This window comes from Fusobacterium ulcerans ATCC 49185, from assembly GCF_900683735.1.
Taxonomy (GTDB): Bacteria; Fusobacteriota; Fusobacteriia; order Fusobacteriales; family Fusobacteriaceae; genus Fusobacterium_A; species Fusobacterium_A ulcerans_A.
Genome location: NZ_LR215979.1, coordinates 1,651,020 through 1,676,531, shown reverse-complemented (window position 1 = coordinate 1,676,531; position 25,512 = coordinate 1,651,020). Strand labels below are relative to the sequence as shown.

The following is a 25,512-nucleotide window of genomic DNA, read 5'->3' as shown; positions in this document are numbered from 1 at the left end:
CTATATTATAAACTTGGAGGTAAACATGAAAAAATTATTAGTAGCAGGAACAATTTTATTATCAGCAACAGCATTTTCTACTGGGGTGACTGCGGAATTTGAAAGCCGTTTCAACACTTTAGAGCAAGAATATAAAATGCTTATGCAAAAAGAGGACGAGAGATATAACTCTGAAAAACAAATAGCTGAAACTGCAAAAGCAACTTTAGCTAAACAAAGAGAATTATATAATCAAATCTCAACTAAATCAGCAAAATTAGGACAAATCAAAGATGTTAAGTTCTACAAAGAGCAATATGGAGAATTAGCTAAAAAATATCAAGATGCCCTTAGAGAATTAGAAGGACAAATGAAAGAGCAAGAAAGCATCATTAACAGATTCCAACAATTACAAGCAGTAAAAGAAGGAAAATAATAAGCGTTTTAATTACTAAAGAAAATAAAACTAGGAGGAAAGTATTATTATGAAAATAAAAACAACTATGTTATTAGGAGCAGCATTATTACTAGTATCGAGCGTATCATTAGCAGCACCAGCAGCAGGAGTAGATTCAAGATTTTCTCAACTAGAGGCAGAATTAAAAATGCTTGAGCAAAAAGAAAATGAAAGATTTAAAGAAGAGGAGCAAATTGCAAAATCAGCTCAAAATAATCTTAATGCACTTACAAATCTTAGAAATAAATGTGGAGAAAGAATCAACTATATGACTTCTATGGAAGGAAGAAGCATTTATTCTAATGAAATGAAAAACTTATTAAAACAATACCAAGGATTCCTTACAGAAATTGACAAACAATCTAAAGTAGAAGAAAGAAAAATATTCGAATTTAATCAATTAAAAAGTTTAAGAGCAGAGTAATTTGTTTAACTATATTCTCTTAGGTATAGTTAAATGAGAGAGGAGTTAAGAGTTTACTCTTAATTCTCTCTCATTGATTAAATAGAGATAGAGAAAGTGAGATATAAAAATGAATTATTTAGACTCAAAATTGATTTTATATTTGGTAGTTATATTTTTAACAGTATTTATCTTTATCAAATTAAAAACTGCTTTGGTAATAAGGAATTTGAGTAATAAAGTTGGAGTGAGATTCTATTATAAATTCTTAGGAAATATACAATGGCTGAAAGAACAGATACTTATGGGCAAATATTTAGAAATGAAATATTTAAACGCAGTAGATGATAAAAATAATTCAAATATAATAATACTATTAGAGAAAAAAGAAGAACAAAATATTGTAAATATTTATTCAGCTAAAAGTAAAACAGTAATAATTAAGAATTTAAGATTAAATGATCAAAGATTTAAAAAATTTATTGAATTTCTTCCTAGAACACTAGCAGAAGATGATTTTTCTAAAGAAAGCGAAACAAACGACTTAGGGAGGGAATAATGAAAGAGAAAGATTTTATAAAAGTTTACAAGGAAGAAAGAAATCTGAAGAACTTGAAAGAAGCTCAAAACAGAATTTCAACTTTTTGGGAAACTGTAGAAGAAATATTACAAGAAGATAAAAAACTAGTATTTAAAGGATGGGGGATATTTGAAATAAAACCTGTAAGAGCTAGAGAATACTGTGATCCTAGAATAAAGAAAATTAAGAAAACTTTACCAAAAAATAAATTGGTTTTCAGACAGGGAAAAATACTTAAAGAAAATATCAATGTTGACTAGAGGAGTACTATGAATAAGAAAGATTTTATTAAACTATACAGAAAAAAATTAAATAATTTAACTATTGCAGAAGCAAAAGATGATGTAGAAGCAATCCTAGAAATTATAGAAGCTGGTTTAAAAAAAGATGGTAAAGTACAATTCTTCAATAAAGGAGTATTTACTGTTGGAAATATAAAACCAAAAACTATAAGTAATCCAAAAACAAGAGAGCTTATGCAAACAACTGAAATGAAGAAAGTAAAATTTAATGCTTCATTCAAGTTAAAAGATAAAATACAAGATAAAAAATAATATTTTTTATCTCTAATTATGAGTTTAACGGTAAAGATAAGAAATATATTGCATTTCTAAGACAAGTAATGTAATTGAAAAGAGACAAACTGAAAATTAAATCAGATTTGTCTCTTTTTTTATTAATTAAGCTCTTTTTACTTGAATACTGTAGATTATAAATAATATTCCCATAAATAAAAGATAAAAGCCAATAATTATAGGCAGAATATATCCCATTAAAAGTGGACATACTACTAATAAAATACCAAAGATAATATCTAGAATACCTCTCATTATTAAAATTGATCTGATATTGTGTACTTCTGGTATTTCATCAGCAACAGCTTTTCCTCTTGTGAATATAAGAGAGAAACCTCTGAACAACATGAGTATACCTAAATATATAAGAAGTATTACAGCACTTTCAAAAGGATTATAAAATATTGAGAAAGCAGCAAGAATATCAATTATACCACTCACCAATACTATTCCCCAATGGAAATACTTGTTTTTTCTTCCCTGATAAGCATAATAAATATTAAGAAGCCCCATTAATAAGAAACTCCAGCTTAATACATAAATAAGGGAAATAGAAAATCCAAGGGGATTAAATATTCCAATCAATCCTGTTATTGCAAGAAGGATACCAATAATTAGGTAATAATACCATAATTTTTTTAAAGAACCTCCTAAATCAAACATATCAATATAAAACTTTTCATTAGTCATAAGACTACCTCCCAGTAAAATTATTTGTCTAATCTAGGTATTCAAATTTAATAGAATTTTCCTTTTTAATCAGTAAAAAAATTTAAAATAAGACTTTCCACTGCTATTTCATCATCCAATGTTCCACTTTTAATATTATATTCAGCATATAAAAGTTCTTCTAATTTTTTTTCTATAAATTCTGATTTAAAAATATCAATATTTTTAAACTTTAGAAATATTTGATATGGATGAATAAATCCATTGTCTCTTTTAAAATATTTTTTTGTATTTTCAAAAATAGAATCATTAAATTTTTTGTAAGAGGTATTTTTAGTTATTATTGATTCTTTTGAAAGATAATTAAGCTTAAGATTAAGCAAAAGTTCTTCTGTAGTTATATAAAGGAATCCCATATACTCTTTTTCTTTTTGAAGAAATTCCAGAAGAGGAGCGGAATTTTTATTATAGAGAAAATCTTCTATGAGAGTTTTGAGATTATATTCTTTAGTAATTGAAAGTATAGGCATAATCTTAGTAAGATTAAATGTATCCCCATCTAAATAATTCTTAACCTTTTCAACTTCATTTTTTATTTTAAAAAAGTCATCTCCAATAACTTCTACAAATTTTTCAGCTTCATATTCTGATATATTTAATTCATGCTGTAAGTAAAAAGTAATAGCTTTCTTTTCATTTTCTTTTCTGTAGCAGATTACCTGTGCTATTTCCCCAATAGAATCCATAACTTTTTTGGATAACGGATTTTTAATTTTTCCATAATCATTGAGAAACTCTTCATACACTATGATGATCTCTTTTTGAGAAAGATTAAAAAGATTGAGAGATTTAAAAAAACTTTCTATATTTTTTATTTCCTCTGCTCTTCTCAAAATTAATAGTTCTTTTGGATTGAAAATAGAGTTTGTAGAAACAGTTTGAAGAAACAATTCATCTTCTTTTTGAGAAGCATCAAAATATTTTTCTGGTATATTTGGAAATTCATTCTTAATTTTATTTAATAACTCTTCATATTTTATTTGAAGAGGAGAAGTGTCACCATGTAAAAAATAAAGCATTTTTCCTCCTTGGAAATGAGTTGTATTAAAAATTTATCATATAGTTAAGTATATCATAAGAAAAAAAGATTATAAAGGGATTATTAAAGAGAGATTGAGAGAAACTTGATATAATGCTATAATAGATTAGAAAGTGAAATTTGAAAGGAATACAGAATGAAAAACAAAGAAAAAACAAAAGTTTATATAAATGTATTTTATGCTTTGGTATGGTTTATACCTTTATATTTTTTTATGAGAGATTTTTTTAAAATAGAAGATACAGGGATTTTTTTTGAAAGGAAAACTCTTGATATAATTTTATTTTCAATAAAGCAGGGACTATATTCAACAATAGCAGCTCTTCTTATAGCAATTATACCAGCATATTTTGCGGCTTATGAAAAAGGGATAGTAAGCAGGCTTCTTCATGGGCTTCTTTTTATCCCATTCTTTTTTCCTATAATATCTACAGTAACAATATTTTCAATTATTTTTAATATGGAATTTTTTAAAGGGTTGGGAATATTGTATTCTCTTAAAGCTATCATAATAGCCAATGTATTTTATAACTCACCTATATTTATCAAGTACATCAGCGAAGGGCTGAAAAGAGTCCCTAAGGAACTCACAGAGGCATTAAAAATGGAAGGAGCAGGGAATATAAGGATATTTTTTTCAGGACAGCTTCCTTTGATACTCCCACAAATATTCAGAGGGTTTATCTTAGTATTTACATATTGCTTCACAGGATTTGGAATAATTTTATCTCTTGGAGGAATAAGATTTTCTACTTTAGAAGTGGAGATAGCCTCTACCCTCATGGGAGAGCTTAATTTTTCAAAAGCTATGATATTTGGAATAATTCAGTTTTTTATATTGATTATACTCAATTTCGCTGGAGTATTTGTAAGAGAATATGAATTAGAAGGAGAAGAGGAGTATAAAAAACAGAATATACTTTTTAGAGGATATTCAATAATTTATCTGCTTTTACAATATTTAATTGTTGCTTCAAGCTTTCTTTTTTCTTTCTATAATTATTATACTGGAGAATTTTCGATTAAAGCATATATGAGAATATTTTCAAAGAGTTTTAATGAAGATTATGAAGTAATCAGAGGGATAATGAATTCTATTGGAATATCAGCAGCAGTAAGCTTTATTTCAATAATAGCTATCTATTTTATAATAAAAAACTACAGCAGAATAACAGATGTGATAATTTTTTCAAATCTTGGAATATCAGGAGCTTTCTTAGCAGTGGCACTTTTTTATCTCAATGTGCTTTTCAATATTCCTCTGCTCCTGCTTTTAGGAATAGGATATATTTTGGTAAGTATTCCAATAGGGTACTCCTTTATGTATCAATATATAAAAAAATTTCCTGTAAATCTTCTTGAAAGTTCATTGCTGGATTGCAATAATGGATTCGAAAGATTTATATATATAGAGTTTCCAATTTTAAAAAATATTTTTTTATCAGCATTTTTACAAATATTTGCAATTGTATTTGGAGAATTTACAATAGGATACACTATGCAGTTAGGAGATATAGTTCCTGTTGCTTCACTGGTAAACTATTCTCTGGTATCTAATAAAAAATATCTGGAAAGTGCAGCTTTCAGTTCAATAATACTTTTAATAGTATTTTCATTATTTATTATAGGTGAATATTTAAAAGATAGAGATTAATAACAAATATATAATTCATGGAGGGAAAAGATGGTAAGATTTGGAATAATAGGAACAAGTTCAATAAGCGATAAATTTGTAGAGGCACTGAAAACTATAAAAAAATGTGAAGTAACAGCAGTATATTCAAGAAGTGTAGAAAAAGGAGACTATTTTGCTACAAAACATGATATAAAAACAATATATCTTTCTTTGGAGGAAATGGCTGAAAGTCAAAAAGTAGATGCAGTATATATTGCTTCTCCAAATGGGCTGCATCCATCACAAGCTATAAAAATGATGAAAAGCGGAAAGCATGTAATATGTGAAAAAGCTATTGCACCAACTGTAAAAGAATTAGATGAGATGATAAAAACTGCAAAGGAAAATAATGTAGTATTGATGGAAGCTATGAGACCTACATTAAATCCAAATTTTAATATAATAAAAGAGAGTTTAGAGAAAATAGGTCCAGTGAGAGGAATATCAGCCAGTTATTGTCAGTATTCTTCAAGATACGATAACCTGAAAAAAGGAGAGCTTACAAATATATTTGATCCTAAATTTTCTGGTGGGGCATTATATGATATAGGAGTTTATCCACTGTATTTTACTATTGGTATGTTTGGAATACCAGAGGAATATATGGGAAAAAACTACCTGGTAAGCAGCGGAGCAGATGGGTATGGAAGTATAATCTTAAAGTATAGTGATAAAATAGCAAGTATTACATATTCAAAAATAACTGACTCAAAAACACCTTCAGAAATACAGGGGGAAAAGGGTTCGATAATAATTGGAAAACTTTCTACTGTAAATGATATAAAAATAGTATATAGAGATGGAAGAGAAGAGAAAATAGAGATAGATATTCATAAGAATGATATGGTATATGAAGCAATGGAGTTTATAAATCTCATTAAGAAAGGAAAACTTGAATCTGATGTAAACAGCCATAAGAATTCAAGGAAAGTAGTTGAAATTATGGAAAATCTAGCTAACAAAAACTAGGAGGAGAGTAAAATTTTTGGAGCATTTTTTAAGGGATTCCATAAGTCAAAAGAAAAAGAAGAAATAAAATTTTTCAGAAAAGGTGAAGATAGCAAGGAAAGCAAAAAAGAAGAGGAATTGAAATATCTCATAAAAAAACTGGAAAAGTGTGAGATAAAAGATTTTAATAAAGACATCTTAAATGAGAAATACAGAATAAATTATATGAAAGAACTGAATGAAGAACAATTAAGAGCATTGACTTCTTTGAAAGGACAGTATTTGGTAATAGCTGGGGCAGGATCAGGAAAGACTAGAACTGTAGTCTATAGGACTGCTTTTATGATAGAAAAGGGAATAGCAGAAGAAAATATTTTAATGCTTACATTTACTAAAAAAGCTGCTTTAGAAATGAAAAAAAGATTAGAAAACATTCTTGAAAAAGGAGAAATAGAAGTAACAATTTCAACTTTTCATTCTCTTTGTGCTGAATTACTTATTAAATATAAGAATATATTTGGAATAGATAAACTAAATATAATAGATGAAAACAGAAATAGAACTGTTATAAGTCTTCTTATTCGTGAATATTCATTAAAAAATAAAAATAAAGGTGACTTTCTTTCTGAAAAAAGAGTAGTTGAAATATTTGGAGCTGCAAGAAGCCGAAAAAAAGATATATCAGAATTTTTAAATGAAAAAGAAAAAGCTTATCTGGAAGATTTGGAATTTTTAAAAATAAAGTACAGGAGATTCAAAAAAGAGTTTCAGATGTATGATTTTGAAGATTTGGTAGAAAAAGTATTAAGAAAATTAAAAGCAGATAAAATATTTCTTGGGATATTGAGAGAGAAATATAAGTATGTAATAGTAGATGAATATCAGGATACTAACTCTATACAAAGGGAACTATTAAAAATATTGATTGGAGCAAATGGAAATATAATGGCAGTGGGAGATGACTATCAAAGTATATATGGATTCAGGGGAGCAGATTTTGAAAATATACTTCGATTTGGAAAAGATTTTCCTGGAAGTCAAATGATAAAACTAGAAAAAAACTATAGAAGCAGTGACGAAATAATAGAATATACAAATAAAATATCTAAAGATTTTCTTTTGAAATATAATAAAAATGTAAAAGGAACTAAGAGAAGAGGGGAAAATCCTCATACTGCCAGTTTTCTTAATGAGGAAAAACAAGGAGAGTTTATTTGCAGAAAGATAGTGGAATTGAAAGAAAAAGAAATTCCTTATGAAGAGATGGCAATTCTTTATCGCAATAAATACATAGTTTATAAACTGAAAAAAATAATGAAAGAGAAAAATATACCCTTTAATTTACAAGAGGAAAGAGAAATTTCTTTTGGAAGTCCTATTGATATTTATCTTAAAATATTGGAAGTGTGGAATGATAAAGATGATATTTTAAAGTGGGAGGAATTGGTTAAGATACTCCCAAGAAGTTATTCCTATTCTGTATTAAATATAATGAAAAGAAAAGATACAGAAAATAAAGTTCTAAGTAAAATAATAAGAATAAGTGATAAAATAACAGATTATTCTTTAAATGAAATATTAAACAAATGTGAAAAATTAGTATTTGAGATAATTAAAGAAAAAACAATTTTCACTATTGAAGAAGTAGAGATGCTCCAAAAAGTAAAAGGCAGTATAAAGGAAAATGAAAATTTAGAAATGTATATAAAAGAGTTAAAAAATATTTTAGTAAGGGGAGAGAAAATAACAAAGAATAAAGTGTCATTGCTCTCTGTCCACAGCTCTAAAGGACTGGAATGGGAAGCAGTATTCATACCAACTTTATTAGAAGGAGTTTTTCCAAGCAATATTGGAGAAGAAAAAAATCTGGAAGAGGAAAAAAGGTTATTCTATGTAGCTTGTAGCAGAGGAAAAAATTATCTATATCTTTTGTATCCAAAGTATTTTTATGAAAAAATTGGATATTTTGATAAAAAATCTTCTTTTTTAAAGGGGGACAAAATAAAAATATAGAATAAAAATTAATTGAAATATATAAAAAATTAATTTTTAAAATATGAAGATATTTTCATAAAAAAGAATGAAAAGATACTTTTACTTTTTGAATATACTGTTATAAATAAAATAGATTAATACCTTTCTGTACAGTTATTTTCTGCATAGTTCCTATTGATTTAAGCATTTAAAAAGCTTGACTAAAGTATTAATAATTTGTATAATTGGTATGTGAAAAATAAATTTTTTAGGGTTTGCATATTTGCGATTAAAAGGGAAGATAAGTGAGAAACTTACACGGTCCCGCCACTGTGAAGATGACGAAAACAGAGTAACCACTGAAATATTTCGGGAAGGGCTGTTAGTAGAATGAGTCTGAGTCAGGAGACCTGCCTTAAAAATTTTAAACTATCCTGCGGGGACGGGAAGTGTATATTTACTATACTTCTCTCCAGTATTAAATTTGGAGGAGAAAAAAGTGTTCAAATATTTTATAATGGATAATAATATATTGAAGATTACAGTATCAATTTTTTAATTGATACTTTTTTTAGTATAAATATATTCATAAGGGAGTAGGTTATGAAACATAGAAATCTAATGGTAGTTGGAACATCATCAGGAGCTGGAAAAAGCATAACTGTAACAGGATTATGCAGAATTTTCTATAATGATGGATATAGTGTAGCTCCTTTCAAATCACAGAATATGGCATTAAATTCATTTATAACAAAAGATGGAGATGAAATGGGGAGAGCTCAGGTAGTCCAGGCTATGGCTGGAAAAATTGAACCTCAAGCTTTTATGAATCCAATTTTACTGAAACCTACAACTGCTAAGAAAATACAGGTTATAGTAAATGGAAAATCTATTGGAAATATGAGTGGATTGGAGTATGGGAAATTTAAACTTACTTTGAAACCAGAAATAATGAATTCATACAATAAAATCAGAGAAAACTTTGATATATGTGTGATAGAAGGAGCAGGAAGTCCAGTAGAAATTAATATTAAAGAAGAGGATATAGCTAATATGGGAATGGCTGCTATGGCAGATGCACCTGTAATTTTGGTTGCAGATATAGATAGAGGTGGAGTATTTGCTTCTGTATATGGAACTATAATGCTTATGGCACCAGAAGAAAGAGCCAGAGTAAAAGGTGTAATAATAAATAAATTCAGGGGAGATGCAGAGATACTAAAACCGGGATTGAAAAAACTAGAAGAACTTACAGGAGTCCCAATAGTAGGAGTACTTCCATATAGCGATGTAGATATAGAAGATGAAGACAGCTTAACAGATAAATTTAAAAAATCAAAAGAGACTAAGGGAATAAAAGCTTCAGTTATAAAACTAAAACATATTTCTAACTTTACTGATATAGATGCTCTAAGTATACAGGAAGATGTAAGCATAAATTATGTAACTTCAGCAGATGAACTGGGAGATGAGGATATAATTATCATACCTGGTTCTAAAAATACAATAGATGATCTGAAAGATTTGAAAGACAGAGGAATAGCTGTTGAGATTATAAAAGCTTCAAGAAAAGGAACTGTAATAATAGGAATATGTGGTGGATTCCAAATGCTTGGTGAGAGGGTAAAAGATCCATATGGAATTGAAAGTGACATTAAAGAGATACCAGGACTTGGTATACTTGATATGGAAACTATAATGGAAAAAGAAAAAAATACTACTCAGTATTCTGGAGAGCTTAAAAATACAACTGGAATTATTTCAGGACTAGATGGAGTAAAAATAAAAGGATATGAGATACACCAAGGAGTCACTGCTGGAAATGAAAAAGCAGTAACTGATGATGATCATACAGTTGCAGTGGTAAAAGATAATGTATTTGGAACATATCTTCATGGAATATTTGATAATGAAGAGGTAACAAGAAATATACTGAATAAGATAAGAGAGAAAAAAGGCTTGGAGAAAATGGAAGCTGGAATAACTTTTGACGAGTACAGAGAACAGGAATTTGATAAACTTGAGAAGATATTCAGAGAGAATTTAGATATGAAAAAAATATATGAAATACTAGGTGAGTAGAAAATGAATTTTATAATGAAATATGGAATTGCATATGTAATGGATTTAATATTTGGAGATCCCCACTGGTTTCCACATCCTGTGAGAATTATAGGAGTGTTTATCAGTTTTTTAGAAAAAATATTATATAAAGCTTCTAATAAAAAAGTATCAGGAGCATTTCTTACTATAATGGTAGTGGGAGCTACATTTATTGTTTCTTACTATATATCAGCTATTTCATATATTTTAGAGATATTCTTTCTATACACTACTCTTGCTACAAAAAGTCTGGCAGATGAAGGATTCAGAGTATGTAAAATACTTACAGAGGGAGATTTGGAAAAGGCCAAGAAAGAACTTTCTTATCTTGTAAGCAGAGATACTGGAAATATGGATATTGGGCAGATTACAAGAAGCGTCCTTGAAACAATAAGCGAAAATAGTGTAGATGGGGTAATAGCACCAATGTTCTTTGCTTTTTTAGGAAGTTTTATTCATATAGATGGAGTTTCTCTTGCCCTGCCTTTTGCCATGGGATATAAGGCAATAAACACTCTTGATTCTATGGTAGGTTACAAAAATGATAAGTATATGGATTTTGGAATGGTATCTGCAAAAACAGATGATGTAGCTAACTTTATACCTGCAAGAATAGCAGGGGGATTCATCATACCTCTGGCAGCAATGGTATTGAGATTAGATTATAAAGGTGCATGGAAAATATTTTCAAGAGATAGATTGAATCATTCAAGCCCTAATTCTGGGAACTCAGAAGCAGCATTTGCTGGAGCATTAGGAGTGCAGTTTGGAGGAAAAACAAGCTATTTTGGAAAAATACATGAAAAGCCAACTATTGGAGATAAAAAGAAAAGTTTTGATTTGAGAGATATTATGAAGGCTATAAAGCTTTTATATGTATCTTCATGGGTGGGAATAGTATTCTTTACAATGATTACTTATCTGATGGATTTATTACTAAAAAAGATGTAGAAGGAGAAGAAGATGGATTTGCATGGAGGAAATATCTACAGATTGAAAAGAGAGGGAAAAGGAGAGCTATTAGATTACAGTTCTAATATAAATCCACTGGGAGTACCTGAATCTTTCAAAAAAGCAATAATAGAAAACTTTGACATTCTTGAAAAGTATCCAGACCCTGACTACATAGAGTTAAGAGAAAATATAGGAAGATATAACAAGGTTGATGTTAAAAATATAATAGCTGGAAATGGGGCAACAGAAATTTTGTTTCTATATATGAAAGCTATGCAGCCTAAAAAAACTTTAATAGTATCTCCAAGTTTTGCTGAGTATAAAAGAGCATTAGAAAGTGTAGGAAGTGAAATAATTTATTACCCATTATTGGAAGAAAATAATTATAACTTAGATATAGAAAATTTTCTAAAAGAAGTACCTCAATGTGATTTGGTAGTTATATGCAATCCAAATAACCCTACTGGAAGCTTTATTTCTTTGGAAAATATAAAAAAGATAAATGATGTTTTATCTGAGAGAGGAATAAAGTTGTTTGTAGATGAAGCTTTTATAGAATTTATAAGAGGCTGGGAAAAGATGACAAGTGTACTTTTAAAAGATAAAAATATTTTTATAATGAGAGCACTGACTAAGTTTTTTGCAGTACCAGGAGTAAGATTAGGGTATGGAATAACTTATGATGAAGAGATAATGAAAAAAATGGAGAAATATAAAGAACCATGGAGTGTGAATAGTTTTGCTGATATAGCTGGTAAAATTATGCTGTGGGATAAAGAATATATAGAAGCAACTGAAAACTGGATAGAGGAAGAAAAAAAATGGTTTTATGAAGAAAGCTGTAAAATTAAAAATATAAAAATCTTTAAGACGAATGTAAATTTTATTTTGGTAAAACTTTTGAAAAAAAATTCATCTACTGTAAGAGATGAAATGATAGAAAAAGGTATAGTTGTAAGAGATGCTTCTAATTTTAAATTTTTAAATAATCAATATGTAAGACTTGCAATAAAAAGTAGAGAAAATAATATAAAAGTGTTACAGGCTCTTAAAGAGGTGATGGAATGAATGCCTTTATGCTTGCAGGAATAAGCAGCGGGATAGGAAAAACGACAGTTTCTATGGGACTTATGTCTCTTTTTGAAAACGTATCACCATTTAAAACAGGACCTGACTATATAGATCCCGGATTTCATCAGTTTGTAACAGGAAATAAAAGCTACAATCTGGATTTATTTATGATGGGAGAAGAGGGAGTAAAATATAGTTTCTATAAACATCAAAAAGATATATCAATAGTAGAAGGGGTAATGGGGCTGTATGATGGAATAGATAATTCTCTAGATAACAACAGTTCGGCACATCTGTCAAGAGTTCTTGGAATTCCTGTAATATTAGTAGTAGATGGAGTGGGAAAAAGTACAAGTATAGCTGCTCAGGTACTGGGGTATCAATTATTAGATAAAAGAGTAAATATAGCTGGTGTTATTATTAATAAAGTTTCAAGCAAAAAAACTTATGATATCTTCAAAGAAGCAATAGAGATGTATACAGATATAAAATGTCTGGGGTATGTACCTAAAGATGAAACTCTTCATATAGGAAGCAGGCATTTAGGACTATTGCAGGCAGAAGAAATTGGAGATTTGAAATCTAAGATATTATCTCTTGCTGAAGTGTTAAAAGAAACAATAGATGTAGATGGAATATTGGAAATAGCATCTAAAGTGGAAATAGAACCTGTAGAAAATCCTTTTAAGAATGAAAAAGATAAGTATAAAGGATTGAAAATAGGGATAGCAAAGGATAGAGGATTCAGCTTTTATTACAATGACAACATAGAATTGTTAGAATATTTAGGAGCAGAAATAGAATATTTTTCCCCTGTGGCTGATAAAAAGATACCTGAAAATATAGACATATTATATTTTGGTGGAGGGTATCCTGAAAACTTTGCAAAGGAGCTTTCTGAAAATAGAGGTTTGATAGAATCAGTGAGAGAATTTTATCATAACAATGGAAAGATATTCGGTGAGTGCGGAGGATTTATGTTTTTATCAAAAGAGATAGAAACGCTTGATGGACTGAAATTTCCAATGTGCAATTTAATAGATTGCAGTATAAAAATGGGAAACAGACTTGATATCTCAAGATTTGGCTATATAAATCTATTGAAAGAAAATAAAGCTATTGGAAGAGGACATGAATTTCATTACTCAAAGATAAAAGAGATAGGAAATGATACAAGAAAATATACTGCTGTAAAAAAAGATGGAAGAGAGTGGAACTGTATATTTGAAGAAAAGGGATTAAAAGGAGGATATCCTCATATCCATTTCTTTACAAGCTTTGATCTGTTGAAAGATATATTAGAAAAGGAAGGTAAATAAATGAATACTTATATAAAAGTACCACAAGATATAGAAAAAAGAAGTTTTGAAATAATTGGAGAGGAACTTGGAGATAAAATCAATAAATTTGATGAAACAACTCTTCCTGTTATAAAAAGAGTGATACATACTACTGCTGATTTTGAATATGCAGACTTAATAGAATTTAAGAATGATGCAATAAACAGTGGAAAAGAAGCACTTAAAAATGGGTGTAAAATATACTGCGACACAAATATGATAGTTAATGGAGCAAGTAAAATGGTGCTCTCTAAATTCAACTGTGAAGCTTACTGTCTTGTAGCAGACAGCGAAGTAGCAAAAGAAGCAAAAGAGAGAGGGATTACAAGATCAATAGTAGGAATGGAAAAAGCAGCTAAAGATCCTTCTACAAAAATATTTCTTATTGGAAATGCTCCTACTGCTTTATATCAATTAAAAGAGATGATAGAAAGAAATGAAATAGAAAAACCTGCTCTTGTAGTTGGAGTTCCAGTAGGATTTGTTGGAGCTGCTGAGTCAAAAGAGGCTTTTAAATCATTAGGAGTTCCATACATAACGATAAATGGAAGAAAAGGAGGAAGTACAGTAGCAGTTTCTATTCTTCATGGTATACTTTATCAGATGTATCAAAGAGAGGGATTCTAATGACAGAAGAATTAAGAAGCGGTTATACTACTGGTACTTGTGCAGCAGCTGGAACAAAAGTAGCTCTAGAAGCTCTTCTTTATGGAAAGAAAGCTTCTGAAATAGATATAACTACTCTCAATGGAGTTGATCTTACTATTCCTGTGTTCAAGCTAAGAGTAAGAAACAATTTTGCAACTTGTGCCATAGTAAAATTTGCTGGAGATGATCCAGATGTAACTAATGGTATTAGAATATGTGCAAAGGTGGAGCTAGTAAAAGAACTTCCTCAAATAGAAAAAGGATATTATTTTGATAAATTTGTTCTTGTAGGTGGAAGGGGAGTAGGTATAGTAACAAAAAAAGGAGTACAAGTACCTTTGGGAAAATCAGCAATAAATCCTGGGCCGCAAAAGATGATATCAGAAGTGGTCAATGAATTGCTAGAAGATAAAGAAATAAAAGCTATAGTTACAATTTATGTTCCAGAAGGAAAAGCGAAATCTCAAAAAACTTTTAATCCTAAACTGGGAATAAAAGGAGGTATCTCTATACTAGGTTCTACTGGAATAGTAAAGCCTATGAGTGAGGAAGCCTTAAAAGATTCTATGTATGCAGAATTGAAAGTATTGAGAATGGATAAAGACAGAGATTGGGTAGTTTTTGCCTTTGGAAATTATGGTAAAAACTATTGTGAAAGACTAGGATTAGACTTGGAACAGATGATTGTTATAAGTAACTTTGTGGGATTCATGGTAGACTCTGCTGTTAAGCTAGGGTTTAAAAGAATAATACTTCTAGGACATATAGGAAAAGCTGTAAAAATAGCTGGAGGAATATTTAATACTCACAGTAGAGTGGCAGATGCGAGAATGGAAATAATGGGAGCAAATGCTTTTCTTGTTGGAGAAAGCTATGAAAATATAAGAAAAATACTGGAAGCTAATACAGTAGAAGAAGCCTGTGATTATGTAGAAAAAAAAGAACTTTTTACAGTAATAGCAGAAAAAGTAAAGAAAAAAGTTATGGAATACAGCAGAACAGATGATTTAAGATGTGAATCCCTAATATTTTCATTTAAGGGAGATACTTTGGGATATAGTGATGGATTTTACGAATTGGCAGGTGAGGTAGCTGAATAAAATAAAGGTAGTAGGATTAGGACCAGGAAATTTAGATTATCTTACTGGAGCTGGAGTAAGAGCTATAAAAGAGTGTGAAATCGCCGTTGGAGGAAAAAGACAGCTGGAAGAAATAGATGTACTTTTATCAGAAAATTGTGAGAGATATACCTTAGGAAAACTTCTGGAACTAATTGATTATATAAAAAATAATAGAGAAAAGAAAATAACAGTAGTTGTATCAGGAGATACAGGGTTTTACAGCCTTCTTCCATTTTTGAAGAAATATTTTTCAAATGAAGAACTGGAAGTGATTCCCGGAATTTCCTCTTATCAATATATGTTTTCAAGAATAGGAGAATGCTGGCAGAATTTTATTCTGGCAAGTGCTCATGGAAGAGATTTTGACTATGTAAAGGCAATGGATGAAAAAGATGGAGTAGTACTCCTTACAGATGAAAAAAATACTCCTTATACTATTGGAAAAAATGTCTATGAATCTGGAATAAGAGGGGTAGAGATAATAGTGGGAGAAAGACTTTCTTATCCTGACGAAATGGTAACAAGAGTAAATATAGAAAAATTTGAAGAACTGAACAGAGAATTTAAGATGAATATTGTAATATTGAAAAAAGGAGAAAATTATGCACATCTATGATGATGAATTTGTACATGGAGAACTTCCAATGACTAAGCAGGAAGTGAGAGCAGTATCAATTGCTAAACTTAGATTAAAAGAAGATTCTGTATTGATAGATGTGGGAGCTGGAACAGGTACTATTGGAATAGAAGCAGCTACATATTTAAAAGATGGTAAGGTAATAGGAATAGAAAAAGAAGAAAAAGGTCTTGAAGTAATAAGAGCAAATGTAAAAAAATTCAATCTGGAAAATTATTATCTAATACATGGAAGAGCACCACAGGATATTCCAGAAACAAACTATGACAGAATGTTCATAGGAGGTTCTACTGGTGGAATGAAAGAGATAGTAGAACATTTTATAAAGTATTCTAAACCTGATTCAAGATTGGTAATAAATGCAATAACACTTGAAACATTAAATAGTGCTATGATTATATTGAAAGAAAAAGGTTTTAATAATATAGAAGTTGTAAATATGTCAGTATCAAGAGGAAGGAAAGTCGGTCCATATACTATGATGTATGGAGAAAATCCGATCTATATAATAACAGCTGTGAAGGAGGAAATTGTAAATGAATAACAAATTTTATGGGATTGGAGTGGGAGTAGGAGACTCTGACCAAATCACATTAAAAGCAATAAAGACGTTAAAGAAATTAGATGTAGTAATATTACCAGAAGCAAAGAAAGATATGGGGAGTACAGCTTATTCAATAGCTAAAGAATATTTGAAAGAGGATGTAGAACTTATATTTATGGAATTTCCAATGCTGAAAAATCCTTTAGACAGAGTAGAGGGAAGAAAAGCTAATACAAGAATTGTAGAAAAATTACTTGATGAAGGTAAAAATGTAGGATTCCTTACTATAGGTGATACTATGACATACAGTACATATGTATATATATTAGAGCATCTTGATAAAAAATATGAAGTGGAAACTATTCCAGGAATCTCTTCATTTGCTGATATATCTTCAAGATTTAATCTGCCAATAGTAATGGGAGATGAATCATTGAAAATAATTGGTTTGAGTGAAACTACTGATATAGAAAAAGAGATAGAAGGAAGTGATAACCTTGTATTTATGAAAGTCAGCAGAAACTTTGATAGATTAAAAGCTGCTCTGGAAAAAACAGGAAATATGGAAAATGTAATACTGGTTTCTAACTGTGGAAAGGAAAATCAGGAAGTATATTTTGATATTTCTCACTTGGAAAAAGATGATATTCATTATTTCTCTACAATGTTATTAAAAAAAGGAGGAATTGAACAATGGAAAAAGTTTATTTCATAGGAGCAGGACCTGGAGATCCTGAACTAATAACTATAAAAGGGCAAAGAATAGTAAAAGAAGCAGATATCATTATATATGCTGGTTCTTTAGTACCAAGAGAGGTAATAGAATGTCATAAAGAGGGAGCAGAAATATATAACTCAGCTTCTATGACATTGGAAGAGGTTATGGATGTAACTGTAAAAGGAATAAAAGCTGGAAAAAAAGTTGCCAGAGTACATACTGGAGATCCTGCTATATTTGGTGCACACAGAGAACAAATGGATGTATTAGATGAAAATGGAATAGAGTATGAAGTTATTCCAGGAGTAAGCTCATTCCTTGCTTCAGCAGCAGCAGTAAAAAAAGAATTTACACTTCCATCTGTATCACAGACAGTAATCTGTACAAGATTAGAAGGAAGAACACCAGTTCCAGAAAAAGAATCATTGGAAAGCCTTGCAGCTCACAGAGCATCTATGGCAATATTCCTTTCTGTACATATGATAGGAGATGTAGTAAAAAGACTTGCTACTTCTTATCCAATGACTACTCCTATTGCAGTAGTGCAAAGAGCTACTTGGGAAGATCAGAAAGTAGTAATGGGAACATTGGAAACAATAGAGGAACTTGTGAAAGAAGCAGGAATATCTAAAACTGCTCAAATATTGGTTGGAGATTTCTTAGGAAATGAATATGAAAAATCTAAACTGTATGATAAAACTTTTACACATGAATTCAGAAAAGGGATAGAGTAAAATGAAACTGGCTGTGTGGACTGTTACAAGAGGAGCAGGTCATTTAGGAAAAAAATATGGAGAGATATTAAAAGCTGATATTTTCACACTGAAAAAATTTCAGATAGAAAATACATTGCAAATGGAAGATTTTACGAGTACTTTAAATGAAAAGTTCAATAAATACGATGGACATATATTTATTATGGCTACTGGGATAGTTATCAGAAAAATAGCTTCTCTGATAAAAAGTAAAGATGTAGATCCTGCAGTATTAGTTGCAGATGAAGGAGAGAATTTTATTATTTCTCTTCTTTCTGGGCATTTAGGAGGAGCTAATGAACTTGCAAATGAAGCTGCTGAAAAACTTGGACTTTTCCCTATAATCACTACCAGCTCAGATGTAACAGGAAAGATAGCTGTGGATACTCTTTCTCAAAAAATGCAGGGAGAATTGGAAAGTCTTGAAAAGGCAAAAAATGTTACTTCCCTTATAGTTGATGGAAAAGAGGTAAATATTCTTCTTCCTAAAAATGTAAAATTTAACAGTGACGCAAATGAAGAGGGAATAATAGTAGTTTCTAATAGAGAAAAAATAGAAACAGTAAGAATATATCCTAAAAATCTGATTCTTGGGATAGGATGCAGAAGAGGTATAGAAACAGAAGTGATAATGGAAGGAATAAAAAAAGCTATGGAAGCTCATAATCTTTCTGTTAAAAGTATAAAAAAAATAGCTACTGTTGATTTGAAAGCTGATGAGATAGGGATAATAGAAAGCAGTAAATTATTGAAAAAAGAATTGGTTATAATTTCCAGAGAAGATATAAAAAAAGTTGAAGATAGGTTTGAAGGTTCAGAATTTGTAAAAAAACAAATAGGGGTATCTTGTGTATCTGAACCTTGTGCACTTTTAGCTTCAAATGGAAAAGGGAAATTTATTGAAAATAAATTTATTTATAATGGAATGACAGTGTCTATTTATGAGGAGAGTTTTAATGATGAATAAAGGAAAAATATATGTAGTAGGAATAGGTCCTGGAAATATGGAAGATATCAGTGTAAGAGCTTATAATATACTTAAAAATGTTGATATAATCGCAGGATATACAACTTATGTAGATTTAGTAAAAGATGAATTTAAAGATAAAGAGTTTTATGTATCAGGAATGAAAAAAGAAATAGATAGATGCGAAAAAGTTCTTGAACTGGCAAAAGAAGGTAAAACAGTTGCATTAATCAGCAGTGGAGATGCTGGAATTTATGGGATGGCAGGAATCATGATAGAGGTAGCTGCTGACAGTGGAATAGAAGTAGAAGTAATACCAGGGATAACTGCATCAGTAGCAGGAGCAGCTCTTGTAGGGGCTCCTATAATGCACGATCAGGCTGTTATCAGTTTGAGTGACCTTTTAACTGACTGGGATGTAATTACTAAGAGAATAGACAGAGCAAGTGAGGGAGATTTTGTAATTTCTCTATATAATCCTAAAAGTAATGGAAGAACTACACAAATTGTTGAAGCAAGAGAAATAATGATGAAACATAAAGCTCCAACTACTCCAGTAGCTTTATTAAGACATGTAGGGAGAGAGGATCAGAACTATACATTAACTGATCTTGAACATTTCCTAGACCATGAAATAGATATGTTTACAGTGGTTATAATAGGAAATTCAAAATCTTATATAAAAGATAATAAAATGATTACACCTAGAGGGTATAAGTTATGATTTGGATTATTGGCGGAACAAAAGATTCAAGAATATTCCTAGAGAAATTTGCATCTGCTGATAAGAATATTGTAGTTTCAACAGCTACTGAGTATGGAGGAAAACTTTTAGAGGGACTTCCCGTGAAAGTAGTATCAAAAAGACTGCCTTTGGAGTTAATGAGAGAGTTTGTAGAAAAAAACTCTATAAAAACCATTGTAGATATAAGTCATCCATATGCTTTTGAGGTTTCTAAAAATGCAATGAAAGTTGCTGAAGAATTTTCTATAGCTTATTATAGATTTGAAAGAGAGGAAATACATATTATTCCTGATAGATTCAGTGAATTTCAAAATATAAATGATTTGTTAGAGTATTGTGATAAATTGGATGGGAATATTCTTGTAACACTTGGAAGTAATAATATAGAACATTTTTCTAAGCTAAAAAACCTAGAAAAATTTTATTTCAGGATACTTCCTAAATGGGATATGGTAAAGAAATGTGAAGACAATGGTATACTTCCCAAAAATATAATAGCCATGCAGGGGCCTTTTTCTTTGAATATGAACAAAGCCATGATAGAACAGCTGAATATAAAATATTTAGTGACTAAAAAAGGTGGAGATACAGGAGGAGAAAGGGAAAAAATAGATGCTTGTAATGAAAAAGAAATAGAAGTAATACTTTTGGAGAAACCTAAAATTCAATATCCTAACTGCTATAGAAATATAGATGACTTGATAAAAAATATTAAATTATAAAATTAAAGCAGCTTTTTATGTGTAACAACATGAGAAGTTGTTTTTTTTATGATAATATTTTTTTAAAAAATAAAAAAATAAAGAGTTTTCGCCACAAAGTTGTCACAAAAGAATGATATATTAAACACATAAAATCTTTCCCCAAGATGTTTTATAAAAAATCCTCCTAATTTTTTAGGAGGATTTTTAACATGTAGAATTAATCAATTTTTTCAATTCTTTCAAAATGATATATCTCATTCTTATTTTTCTCTTTTTCTCTGCACAAATAGATACAATCTTTTTCTATAAAAGTTTTGGGATTATCTTCTTTATTTACAGTAATTACTTTCAATCTAAAATATTTTTCCTCTTTTTTACTTATTTCTTCCTCTTCATCATAAAATAAATCAGCATCAAAATTTTTCTCTGGAATTCCAAGAAAATCCCTAAAAAAGAATAAATTATTTTTACAACTTTTTTCTCTCAGCATTTCCATTACAAATTTTTTAAGATTGGTTTCAAAATAAGGACTTCTATTATAGACTAAAGCATCTATACGTTTAGTATATTCAATATGCTTTATACTTGTAATACCTAAAGTGATATGTGCATCTGCTCCAATCATTTTAAGCAAACCAAGAGGTTTGCTGTCATCTTTTCCCTTAAAAGTTATTATAGTGATATCTGGATAAAGATTTTTGACTTTATGATAATTACACATAATTTTATCATAAGTAGTATCACTGATAAAAAGAAGTCCAGTACCATTGACAGAGGTAATCCATGGATCCTTTTCATCATATATATCTATTTTGTATGAAAATTCTGCTGAATTTTCTACAAGAAAATTTTCTAATGTTTTTTCTGAAAAATTGTATTTTTCATATAATAAACTTAAGGAGTTAATATCAAACTGCTGGATATTTTTAGCTGTTATTACAGCTTTTACTCCCATATCATTTGCAAGATATTCTCTTTCAGTAAATATTATTGTATTAGAAAGATATTCACATTTAGAAGGATTAAAAAAGTATCTTTTGAGCTCCTTAAGAAGTTCGAGATTTTCTTCAATATTATTTTTGAAAACTAAAAATATCAAATAATTTATATCTGAGGCTCTCAAAATGAGGGCTATAGAAGATTCAAAATTTGTTTTATCTACCAATATTATTTTTTTAGATTTAAGAAAAGTGGAATTTTTTTCCATAAAGTGACCTCAATTTTAGAATTAATTATGATAAAATTATTCTACCATTTTTTTATGTGAATTACAATGAAGTAGATTGGTAGTTGTTCAAAAAATGAAAAATGAAAATTTTGAATATTTTTTATAGTTAATTATTACGTAAATAAAGGCTGAGATTAAAAAAACTGAATAAAAATATTTGAATAAGTTCAGTTTATCATGTAAAATATTATAAATGATAATGTTAAAGATTAAAATGAAAGCGGGGATAAATTTGAAAATAGGAATAGTGATTTTAGTTTTTTTTGCAGTTTTTAACTTAGTGAATTTTAAGAAAAAAGTTTCTTTGAATAATTCAGAAGAAAAAATAAAATTAGAAAATCTGTATAATTTAAATAAAAAGGGGGAATTTAAAATATACTATGAAAATGGACAAATTTCTACTATAGGAAATTACAATGATTTTAAGTTAAATGGGAGTTATGTATCATTTTATGAAAATGGGGCAGTCGCAAGTGATGGTTTTTATAAAAATGGGCTTCTTGATGGTGAATGGAAATTTTATTCTAAGAATGGCTTTCTTGAAAAAATAGAGAAATATAAAAATGGAATGATAGTAGAAAATAATTAAAATTAAGGATAAGTAATAGGGAATTTTTTTATTACTTATCCTATTTTTATAATTTCGGAAAAATGCTTTAGTAAAAATAAAAACTAAATTATATTTATTGTATATTTAGATATAGAAATTTTTTAAGCCCATATAATTTTAGTTGTAAATATACTAAATTCTATATTTTTTATATTTAAAAGTTGATAAGGTTTTATATACTGTACAGTCTTGTTATTTATATTTTATTTCAATAATAATTGTATTAAAGAAAGAAAAGAAAATGTAAAAAATAATAAAAGAATAGGAGGGAATGAAGAGAATATATTAGATAGTCTGCTCTATAAATTAATAAAAATTGATTCCTATAGTTTGTAGGGAAGCAATTCTTTTATAGTGAAGAATTAAAAAAATAAATAAAAAAATTATTAATGATGAATTTTACTTTTAGAGTAAATTAATTAACCTAAATATAGTTTTGATTATTTATTTACCATAAAAAATAAAATAGTTTTTTAAATATTATTAAGCTGAAAAATTCTCTAGGAAAAAAAATTTCATTTTTTAATTTTTTGAAAACTAATATTTTAAATAGGAATTATGAGGCATTTAAAGAAAAATTTACTTTTAAATTTAAATAAAATATGCTATAAAATAGGTTAATGATATTTATATAATTAAAATATTCAAGGAGGAAATTATGATTAAGTTGATAGGAGTATTGATAATACTTTTAGGATTTGTATTAAAGTTTGATACTATAGCTGTTGTACTTATAGCTGGAGTTGCAACAGGTTTAGTTGCAGATATGGGATTTATTGAAATTCTTGAAGTGCTTGGAAAAGCCTTTGTGAGTACAAGATATATGACTCTTCTTCTTTTAACACTAGCAGTAGTAGGGATTTTGGAAAGAAATGGACTTAGAGAAAGAGCAGCAAAATGTATTTCTGAATTAAAAGGTGCTACATGTGGAAAAGTTTTAAGTATTTATGTTATTGTAAGAACAATCGCTGCAGCATTTTCACTTAGATTGAGCGGTCATGTGCAGTTCATCAGACCTCTTGTTTATCCAATGGTAAAAGGAGCAGCAGAAAAAGAAGGAACAGTAGATGCTAAAACTGATGAAAAATTAAAAGCTCTTGCTACAAGTATGGAAAACTACGGAAACTTCTATGGACAGAATGTGTTTATAGCTTCATCAGGAGTATTATTAATAGTTGGAACTCTAAAAGAATTAGGAATAACAAATGTTGAACCTTATGCTGTAGCAAAATGCAGTATTCCAGTTGCAGTAATTTCAATAGTTGTTTCTATTATAAGAAACTATATGTTTGATAAGAGTTTGAGAAATACTAAGAGATAATGGGGGAGAGCTAAATGAAAGAAACTATAAATTTAATTTTAGAAATAATGTATGTTATCTGTGGAGTAATCTCTATACTATGTGGAATATATGCTTTGAGAGATCAAAAAAATGATAAAAGAATTGGAAGTGCAGCATTCTGGATAATCTTTGGACTTGTATTTATATTAGGACCATATATAAATCCAGTTATAGTTGGAGCTTCTCTTCTTGTAATGGGGTTAATTACAGCTACTAAAAATATAAAAATAGGTTCACTGGCAAACAGCAGTGAAGAATTTAGAGAAAAGCAAGCAGCAAAATTAGGAAATCTTATATTTTTTCCTGCCTTATCAATAGGAATAGTAGCTTTTGCAATAGCTCAGTTCACTCCATTAGGTGGTCTTGTTGGACTTGGAGGAGGGGCATTAGCTGCTCTTGCTATATCGCTAATAGTAACTAAAGAATCACCTGCTATGATACCTCATGAGTCTTCAAGAATATTACAACAAATGGGAGCAACAGTTATTTTACCACAACTTCTTGGAGCATTGGGATCTGTATTTGCCAAAGCTGGAGTAGGAGAAGTTATTGCTTCATTGATGGGAGGAGTTATTCCAGATGGAAATAGATTATTTGGGGTAATAGGATACTGTGTGGCTATGGCAGTATTTACAATGATAATGGGAAATGCCTTTGCAGCTTTTGCAGTTATTACAGCAGGAATAGGAGTTCCATTTGTTATTAATTTAGGAGCTAATCCAGCATTAGTTGGAGCATTAGGATTGACAGCAGGATACTGTGGAACTTTAATGACACCTATGGCAGCTAACTTTAATATTGTTCCAGCTTCTATTTTGGAAATGGAAAATAAAAACAGTGTTATATTTGTTCAGGCACCAATAGCTATAGTAATGCTTATAATCCATATTATTATAATGTATTTATTTGCTTTCTAATTGGCAATTTAAATAGAGTAAAGAAAAACTGAGGAGGTAATATATGAAAGTATTAATAACTGGTTTTGATCCATTTGGAGGAGAAAAAGTAAATCCTGCATGGGAGGCAGTAAGAGCTTTACCTGATAATATTGATGGAATAGAAGTGATAAAACTTCAAATTCCAACTGTATTTAAAAAATCAGCAAAAAAATTATTTGAAAATATAGATTCTGTAAAACCTGATGTGGTAATATGTGTAGGTCAGGCAGGAGGAAGATATGAATTTTGTGTAGAGAGAGTAGCTATAAATTTAGATGATGGAAGAATACCTGATAATGAGGGATACCAACCTGTAGATACTCCTGTATTTGAAGATGGAGATACAGCATATTTTACTTCTCTTCCAATAAAAGGAATGGTAGAAGAATTGAAAAAAGCTTCTATTCCAGCAGCAGTATCAAATACAGCAGGAACATATGTGTGCAACCATATTATGTACTCTCTGCTATATTATTTAAATAAAAATAAATTAGATAATATCAGAGGTGGATTTATCCATGTTCCATATATACCTGAACAAGTAATAGATAAGAAAAATACACCATATATGGAATTATCAAGAATTACAAAAGCTCTGGAAGTATCAATAAAAGCAGTTAAAACTTATCAAAAAGATATAGTTGTATCTGGTGGAAAAGAATTCTAATTAAAAAATAAAAAAGAGGTCAGTACATTTGCTGACCTCTTTTTAAATTGACATGGGGAAA

General features: G+C 29.3%; 28 protein-coding genes and 1 riboswitch. Of the genes, 25 read left to right on the top strand and 3 right to left on the bottom strand.

The annotated features are described in order from the left end of the window. The first annotated feature begins 25 nt into the window (after positions 1-25). The 5 genes from E0E45_RS07540 (at position 26) to E0E45_RS07520 (ending at position 1,973) form a co-directional block, all read left to right on the top strand. Positions 26-415 carry an adhesion protein FadA gene (locus E0E45_RS07540; RefSeq protein WP_130890606.1) on the top strand — a complete coding sequence of 130 codons (390 nt, stop codon included), beginning with the start codon at positions 26-28 and terminating at the stop codon, positions 413-415. 49 nt (positions 416-464) lie between these two features. Continuing rightward, positions 465-860 (top strand): adhesion protein FadA, encoded by a 396-nt coding sequence (locus E0E45_RS07535; protein ID WP_130890605.1) that lies wholly within the window; start codon positions 465-467, stop codon positions 858-860. Between the two features lie 109 nt (positions 861-969). Then, positions 970-1,398, top strand: a complete 429-nt coding sequence (locus E0E45_RS07530) for a hypothetical protein (RefSeq protein ID WP_130890604.1) — start codon at positions 970-972, stop codon at positions 1,396-1,398. Continuing rightward, positions 1,398-1,679, top strand: coding sequence for an HU family DNA-binding protein (locus E0E45_RS07525; RefSeq protein ID WP_130890603.1), 282 nt, complete (start codon positions 1,398-1,400; stop codon positions 1,677-1,679). Before E0E45_RS07530 ends, E0E45_RS07525 begins: the two co-directional genes overlap by 1 nt. 9 nt (positions 1,680-1,688) lie before the next feature. Then, on the top strand, positions 1,689-1,973 hold the full coding sequence (locus E0E45_RS07520; RefSeq protein WP_130890602.1) for an HU family DNA-binding protein: 285 nt from the start codon (positions 1,689-1,691) through the stop codon (positions 1,971-1,973). A gap of 126 nt (positions 1,974-2,099) precedes the next feature. On the opposite strand, the gene E0E45_RS07515 is transcribed toward E0E45_RS07520, so the two are convergent. Both E0E45_RS07515 and E0E45_RS07510 read right to left on the bottom strand, forming a co-directional pair. Beyond that, a complete protein-coding gene (locus E0E45_RS07515) occupies positions 2,100-2,684 on the bottom strand; it encodes an HdeD family acid-resistance protein (RefSeq protein WP_130890601.1) in 585 nt (194 codons plus the stop codon). 65 nt (positions 2,685-2,749) lie between these two features. Further along, the gene (locus E0E45_RS07510) at positions 2,750-3,742 is read right to left on the bottom strand and encodes a hypothetical protein (RefSeq protein WP_130890600.1); all 993 of its coding nucleotides are present in this window, start codon (positions 3,740-3,742) and stop codon (positions 2,750-2,752) included. 156 nt (positions 3,743-3,898) lie between these two features. On the opposite strand from E0E45_RS07510, the gene E0E45_RS07505 reads away from it, so the two are divergent. The 16 genes from E0E45_RS07505 (at position 3,899) to E0E45_RS07430 (ending at position 20,684) form a co-directional block, all read left to right on the top strand. Beyond that, the gene (locus E0E45_RS07505; RefSeq protein ID WP_130890599.1) at positions 3,899-5,416 is read left to right on the top strand and encodes an ABC transporter permease; all 1,518 of its coding nucleotides are present in this window, start codon (positions 3,899-3,901) and stop codon (positions 5,414-5,416) included. Positions 5,417-5,446: 30 nt separating this feature from the next. Beyond that, positions 5,447-6,406 (top strand): Gfo/Idh/MocA family protein, encoded by a 960-nt coding sequence (locus E0E45_RS07500; RefSeq protein ID WP_130890598.1) that lies wholly within the window; start codon positions 5,447-5,449, stop codon positions 6,404-6,406. Between the two features lie 204 nt (positions 6,407-6,610). Continuing rightward, the gene (locus E0E45_RS07495) at positions 6,611-8,398 is read left to right on the top strand and encodes an ATP-dependent helicase (protein ID WP_232044078.1); all 1,788 of its coding nucleotides are present in this window, start codon (positions 6,611-6,613) and stop codon (positions 8,396-8,398) included. Positions 8,399-8,613: 215 nt separating this feature from the next. Next, positions 8,614-8,792, top strand: a riboswitch (cobalamin riboswitch). A 170-nt stretch (positions 8,793-8,962) separates the two neighbouring features. Next, positions 8,963-10,441, top strand: coding sequence for a cobyric acid synthase (locus E0E45_RS07490; RefSeq protein ID WP_130890596.1), 1,479 nt, complete (start codon positions 8,963-8,965; stop codon positions 10,439-10,441). A 3-nt stretch (positions 10,442-10,444) separates the two neighbouring features. Beyond that, positions 10,445-11,413: an adenosylcobinamide-phosphate synthase CbiB gene (cbiB, locus tag E0E45_RS07485; RefSeq protein WP_130890595.1), complete on the top strand. Its 969-nt coding sequence runs from the start codon at positions 10,445-10,447 to the stop codon at positions 11,411-11,413. Between the two features lie 12 nt (positions 11,414-11,425). After that, positions 11,426-12,484: a pyridoxal phosphate-dependent aminotransferase gene (locus E0E45_RS07480; protein WP_130890594.1), complete on the top strand. Its 1,059-nt coding sequence runs from the start codon at positions 11,426-11,428 to the stop codon at positions 12,482-12,484. Next, positions 12,481-13,806, top strand: coding sequence for a cobyrinate a,c-diamide synthase (locus E0E45_RS07475; RefSeq protein ID WP_130890593.1), 1,326 nt, complete (start codon positions 12,481-12,483; stop codon positions 13,804-13,806). Before E0E45_RS07480 ends, E0E45_RS07475 begins: the two co-directional genes overlap by 4 nt. Further along, positions 13,807-14,454, top strand: coding sequence for a precorrin-8X methylmutase (locus E0E45_RS07470; protein WP_130890592.1), 648 nt, complete (start codon positions 13,807-13,809; stop codon positions 14,452-14,454). Then, positions 14,454-15,575, top strand: a complete 1,122-nt coding sequence (gene cbiD, locus E0E45_RS07465; RefSeq protein WP_130890591.1) for a cobalt-precorrin-5B (C(1))-methyltransferase CbiD — start codon at positions 14,454-14,456, stop codon at positions 15,573-15,575. The genes E0E45_RS07470 and cbiD overlap by 1 nt, the downstream gene beginning before the upstream one ends. Next, a complete protein-coding gene (gene cbiE, locus E0E45_RS07460) occupies positions 15,568-16,212 on the top strand; it encodes a precorrin-6y C5,15-methyltransferase (decarboxylating) subunit CbiE (protein ID WP_130890590.1) in 645 nt (214 codons plus the stop codon). The genes cbiD and cbiE overlap by 8 nt, the downstream gene beginning before the upstream one ends. Further along, on the top strand, positions 16,199-16,777 hold the full coding sequence (gene cbiT, locus E0E45_RS07455) for a precorrin-6Y C5,15-methyltransferase (decarboxylating) subunit CbiT (RefSeq protein WP_130890589.1): 579 nt from the start codon (positions 16,199-16,201) through the stop codon (positions 16,775-16,777). Before cbiE ends, cbiT begins: the two co-directional genes overlap by 14 nt. Then, on the top strand, positions 16,770-17,492 hold the full coding sequence (gene cobI / locus E0E45_RS07450; protein WP_130890588.1) for a precorrin-2 C(20)-methyltransferase: 723 nt from the start codon (positions 16,770-16,772) through the stop codon (positions 17,490-17,492). The genes cbiT and cobI overlap by 8 nt, the downstream gene beginning before the upstream one ends. Then, complete coding sequence (gene cobM, locus E0E45_RS07445; RefSeq protein WP_118006778.1) at positions 17,471-18,229, top strand: precorrin-4 C(11)-methyltransferase; 759 nt, start codon at positions 17,471-17,473, stop codon at positions 18,227-18,229. Before cobI ends, cobM begins: the two co-directional genes overlap by 22 nt. A gap of 1 nt (position 18,230) precedes the next feature. After that, positions 18,231-19,217, top strand: a complete 987-nt coding sequence (cbiG, locus tag E0E45_RS07440; RefSeq protein ID WP_130890587.1) for a cobalt-precorrin 5A hydrolase — start codon at positions 18,231-18,233, stop codon at positions 19,215-19,217. Continuing rightward, positions 19,210-19,941 (top strand): precorrin-3B C(17)-methyltransferase, encoded by a 732-nt coding sequence (cobJ, locus tag E0E45_RS07435; protein WP_130892329.1) that lies wholly within the window; start codon positions 19,210-19,212, stop codon positions 19,939-19,941. Before cbiG ends, cobJ begins: the two co-directional genes overlap by 8 nt. Then, the gene (locus E0E45_RS07430; protein WP_130890586.1) at positions 19,938-20,684 is read left to right on the top strand and encodes a cobalt-precorrin-6A reductase; all 747 of its coding nucleotides are present in this window, start codon (positions 19,938-19,940) and stop codon (positions 20,682-20,684) included. The genes cobJ and E0E45_RS07430 overlap by 4 nt, the downstream gene beginning before the upstream one ends. Positions 20,685-20,883: 199 nt before the next feature. On the opposite strand, the gene E0E45_RS07425 is transcribed toward E0E45_RS07430, so the two are convergent. Then, positions 20,884-21,873: a hypothetical protein gene (locus tag E0E45_RS07425; protein ID WP_130890585.1), complete on the bottom strand. Its 990-nt coding sequence runs from the start codon at positions 21,871-21,873 to the stop codon at positions 20,884-20,886. A gap of 301 nt (positions 21,874-22,174) precedes the next feature. Between E0E45_RS07425 and E0E45_RS07420 the strand changes: the two genes are divergently transcribed. From E0E45_RS07420 to pcp, 4 genes are all read left to right on the top strand, one after another. Then, positions 22,175-22,483, top strand: coding sequence for a toxin-antitoxin system YwqK family antitoxin (locus E0E45_RS07420; RefSeq protein ID WP_232044077.1), 309 nt, complete (start codon positions 22,175-22,177; stop codon positions 22,481-22,483). Between the two features lie 679 nt (positions 22,484-23,162). After that, positions 23,163-23,825: a DUF969 domain-containing protein gene (locus tag E0E45_RS07415; RefSeq protein ID WP_130890583.1), complete on the top strand. Its 663-nt coding sequence runs from the start codon at positions 23,163-23,165 to the stop codon at positions 23,823-23,825. 14 nt (positions 23,826-23,839) lie between these two features. Continuing rightward, a complete protein-coding gene (locus E0E45_RS07410; RefSeq protein WP_096402620.1) occupies positions 23,840-24,763 on the top strand; it encodes a DUF979 domain-containing protein in 924 nt (307 codons plus the stop codon). 43 nt (positions 24,764-24,806) lie between these two features. Further along, positions 24,807-25,451, top strand: a complete 645-nt coding sequence (gene pcp, locus E0E45_RS07405; RefSeq protein WP_096402621.1) for a pyroglutamyl-peptidase I — start codon at positions 24,807-24,809, stop codon at positions 25,449-25,451. Positions 25,452-25,512: the final 61 nt, after the last annotated feature.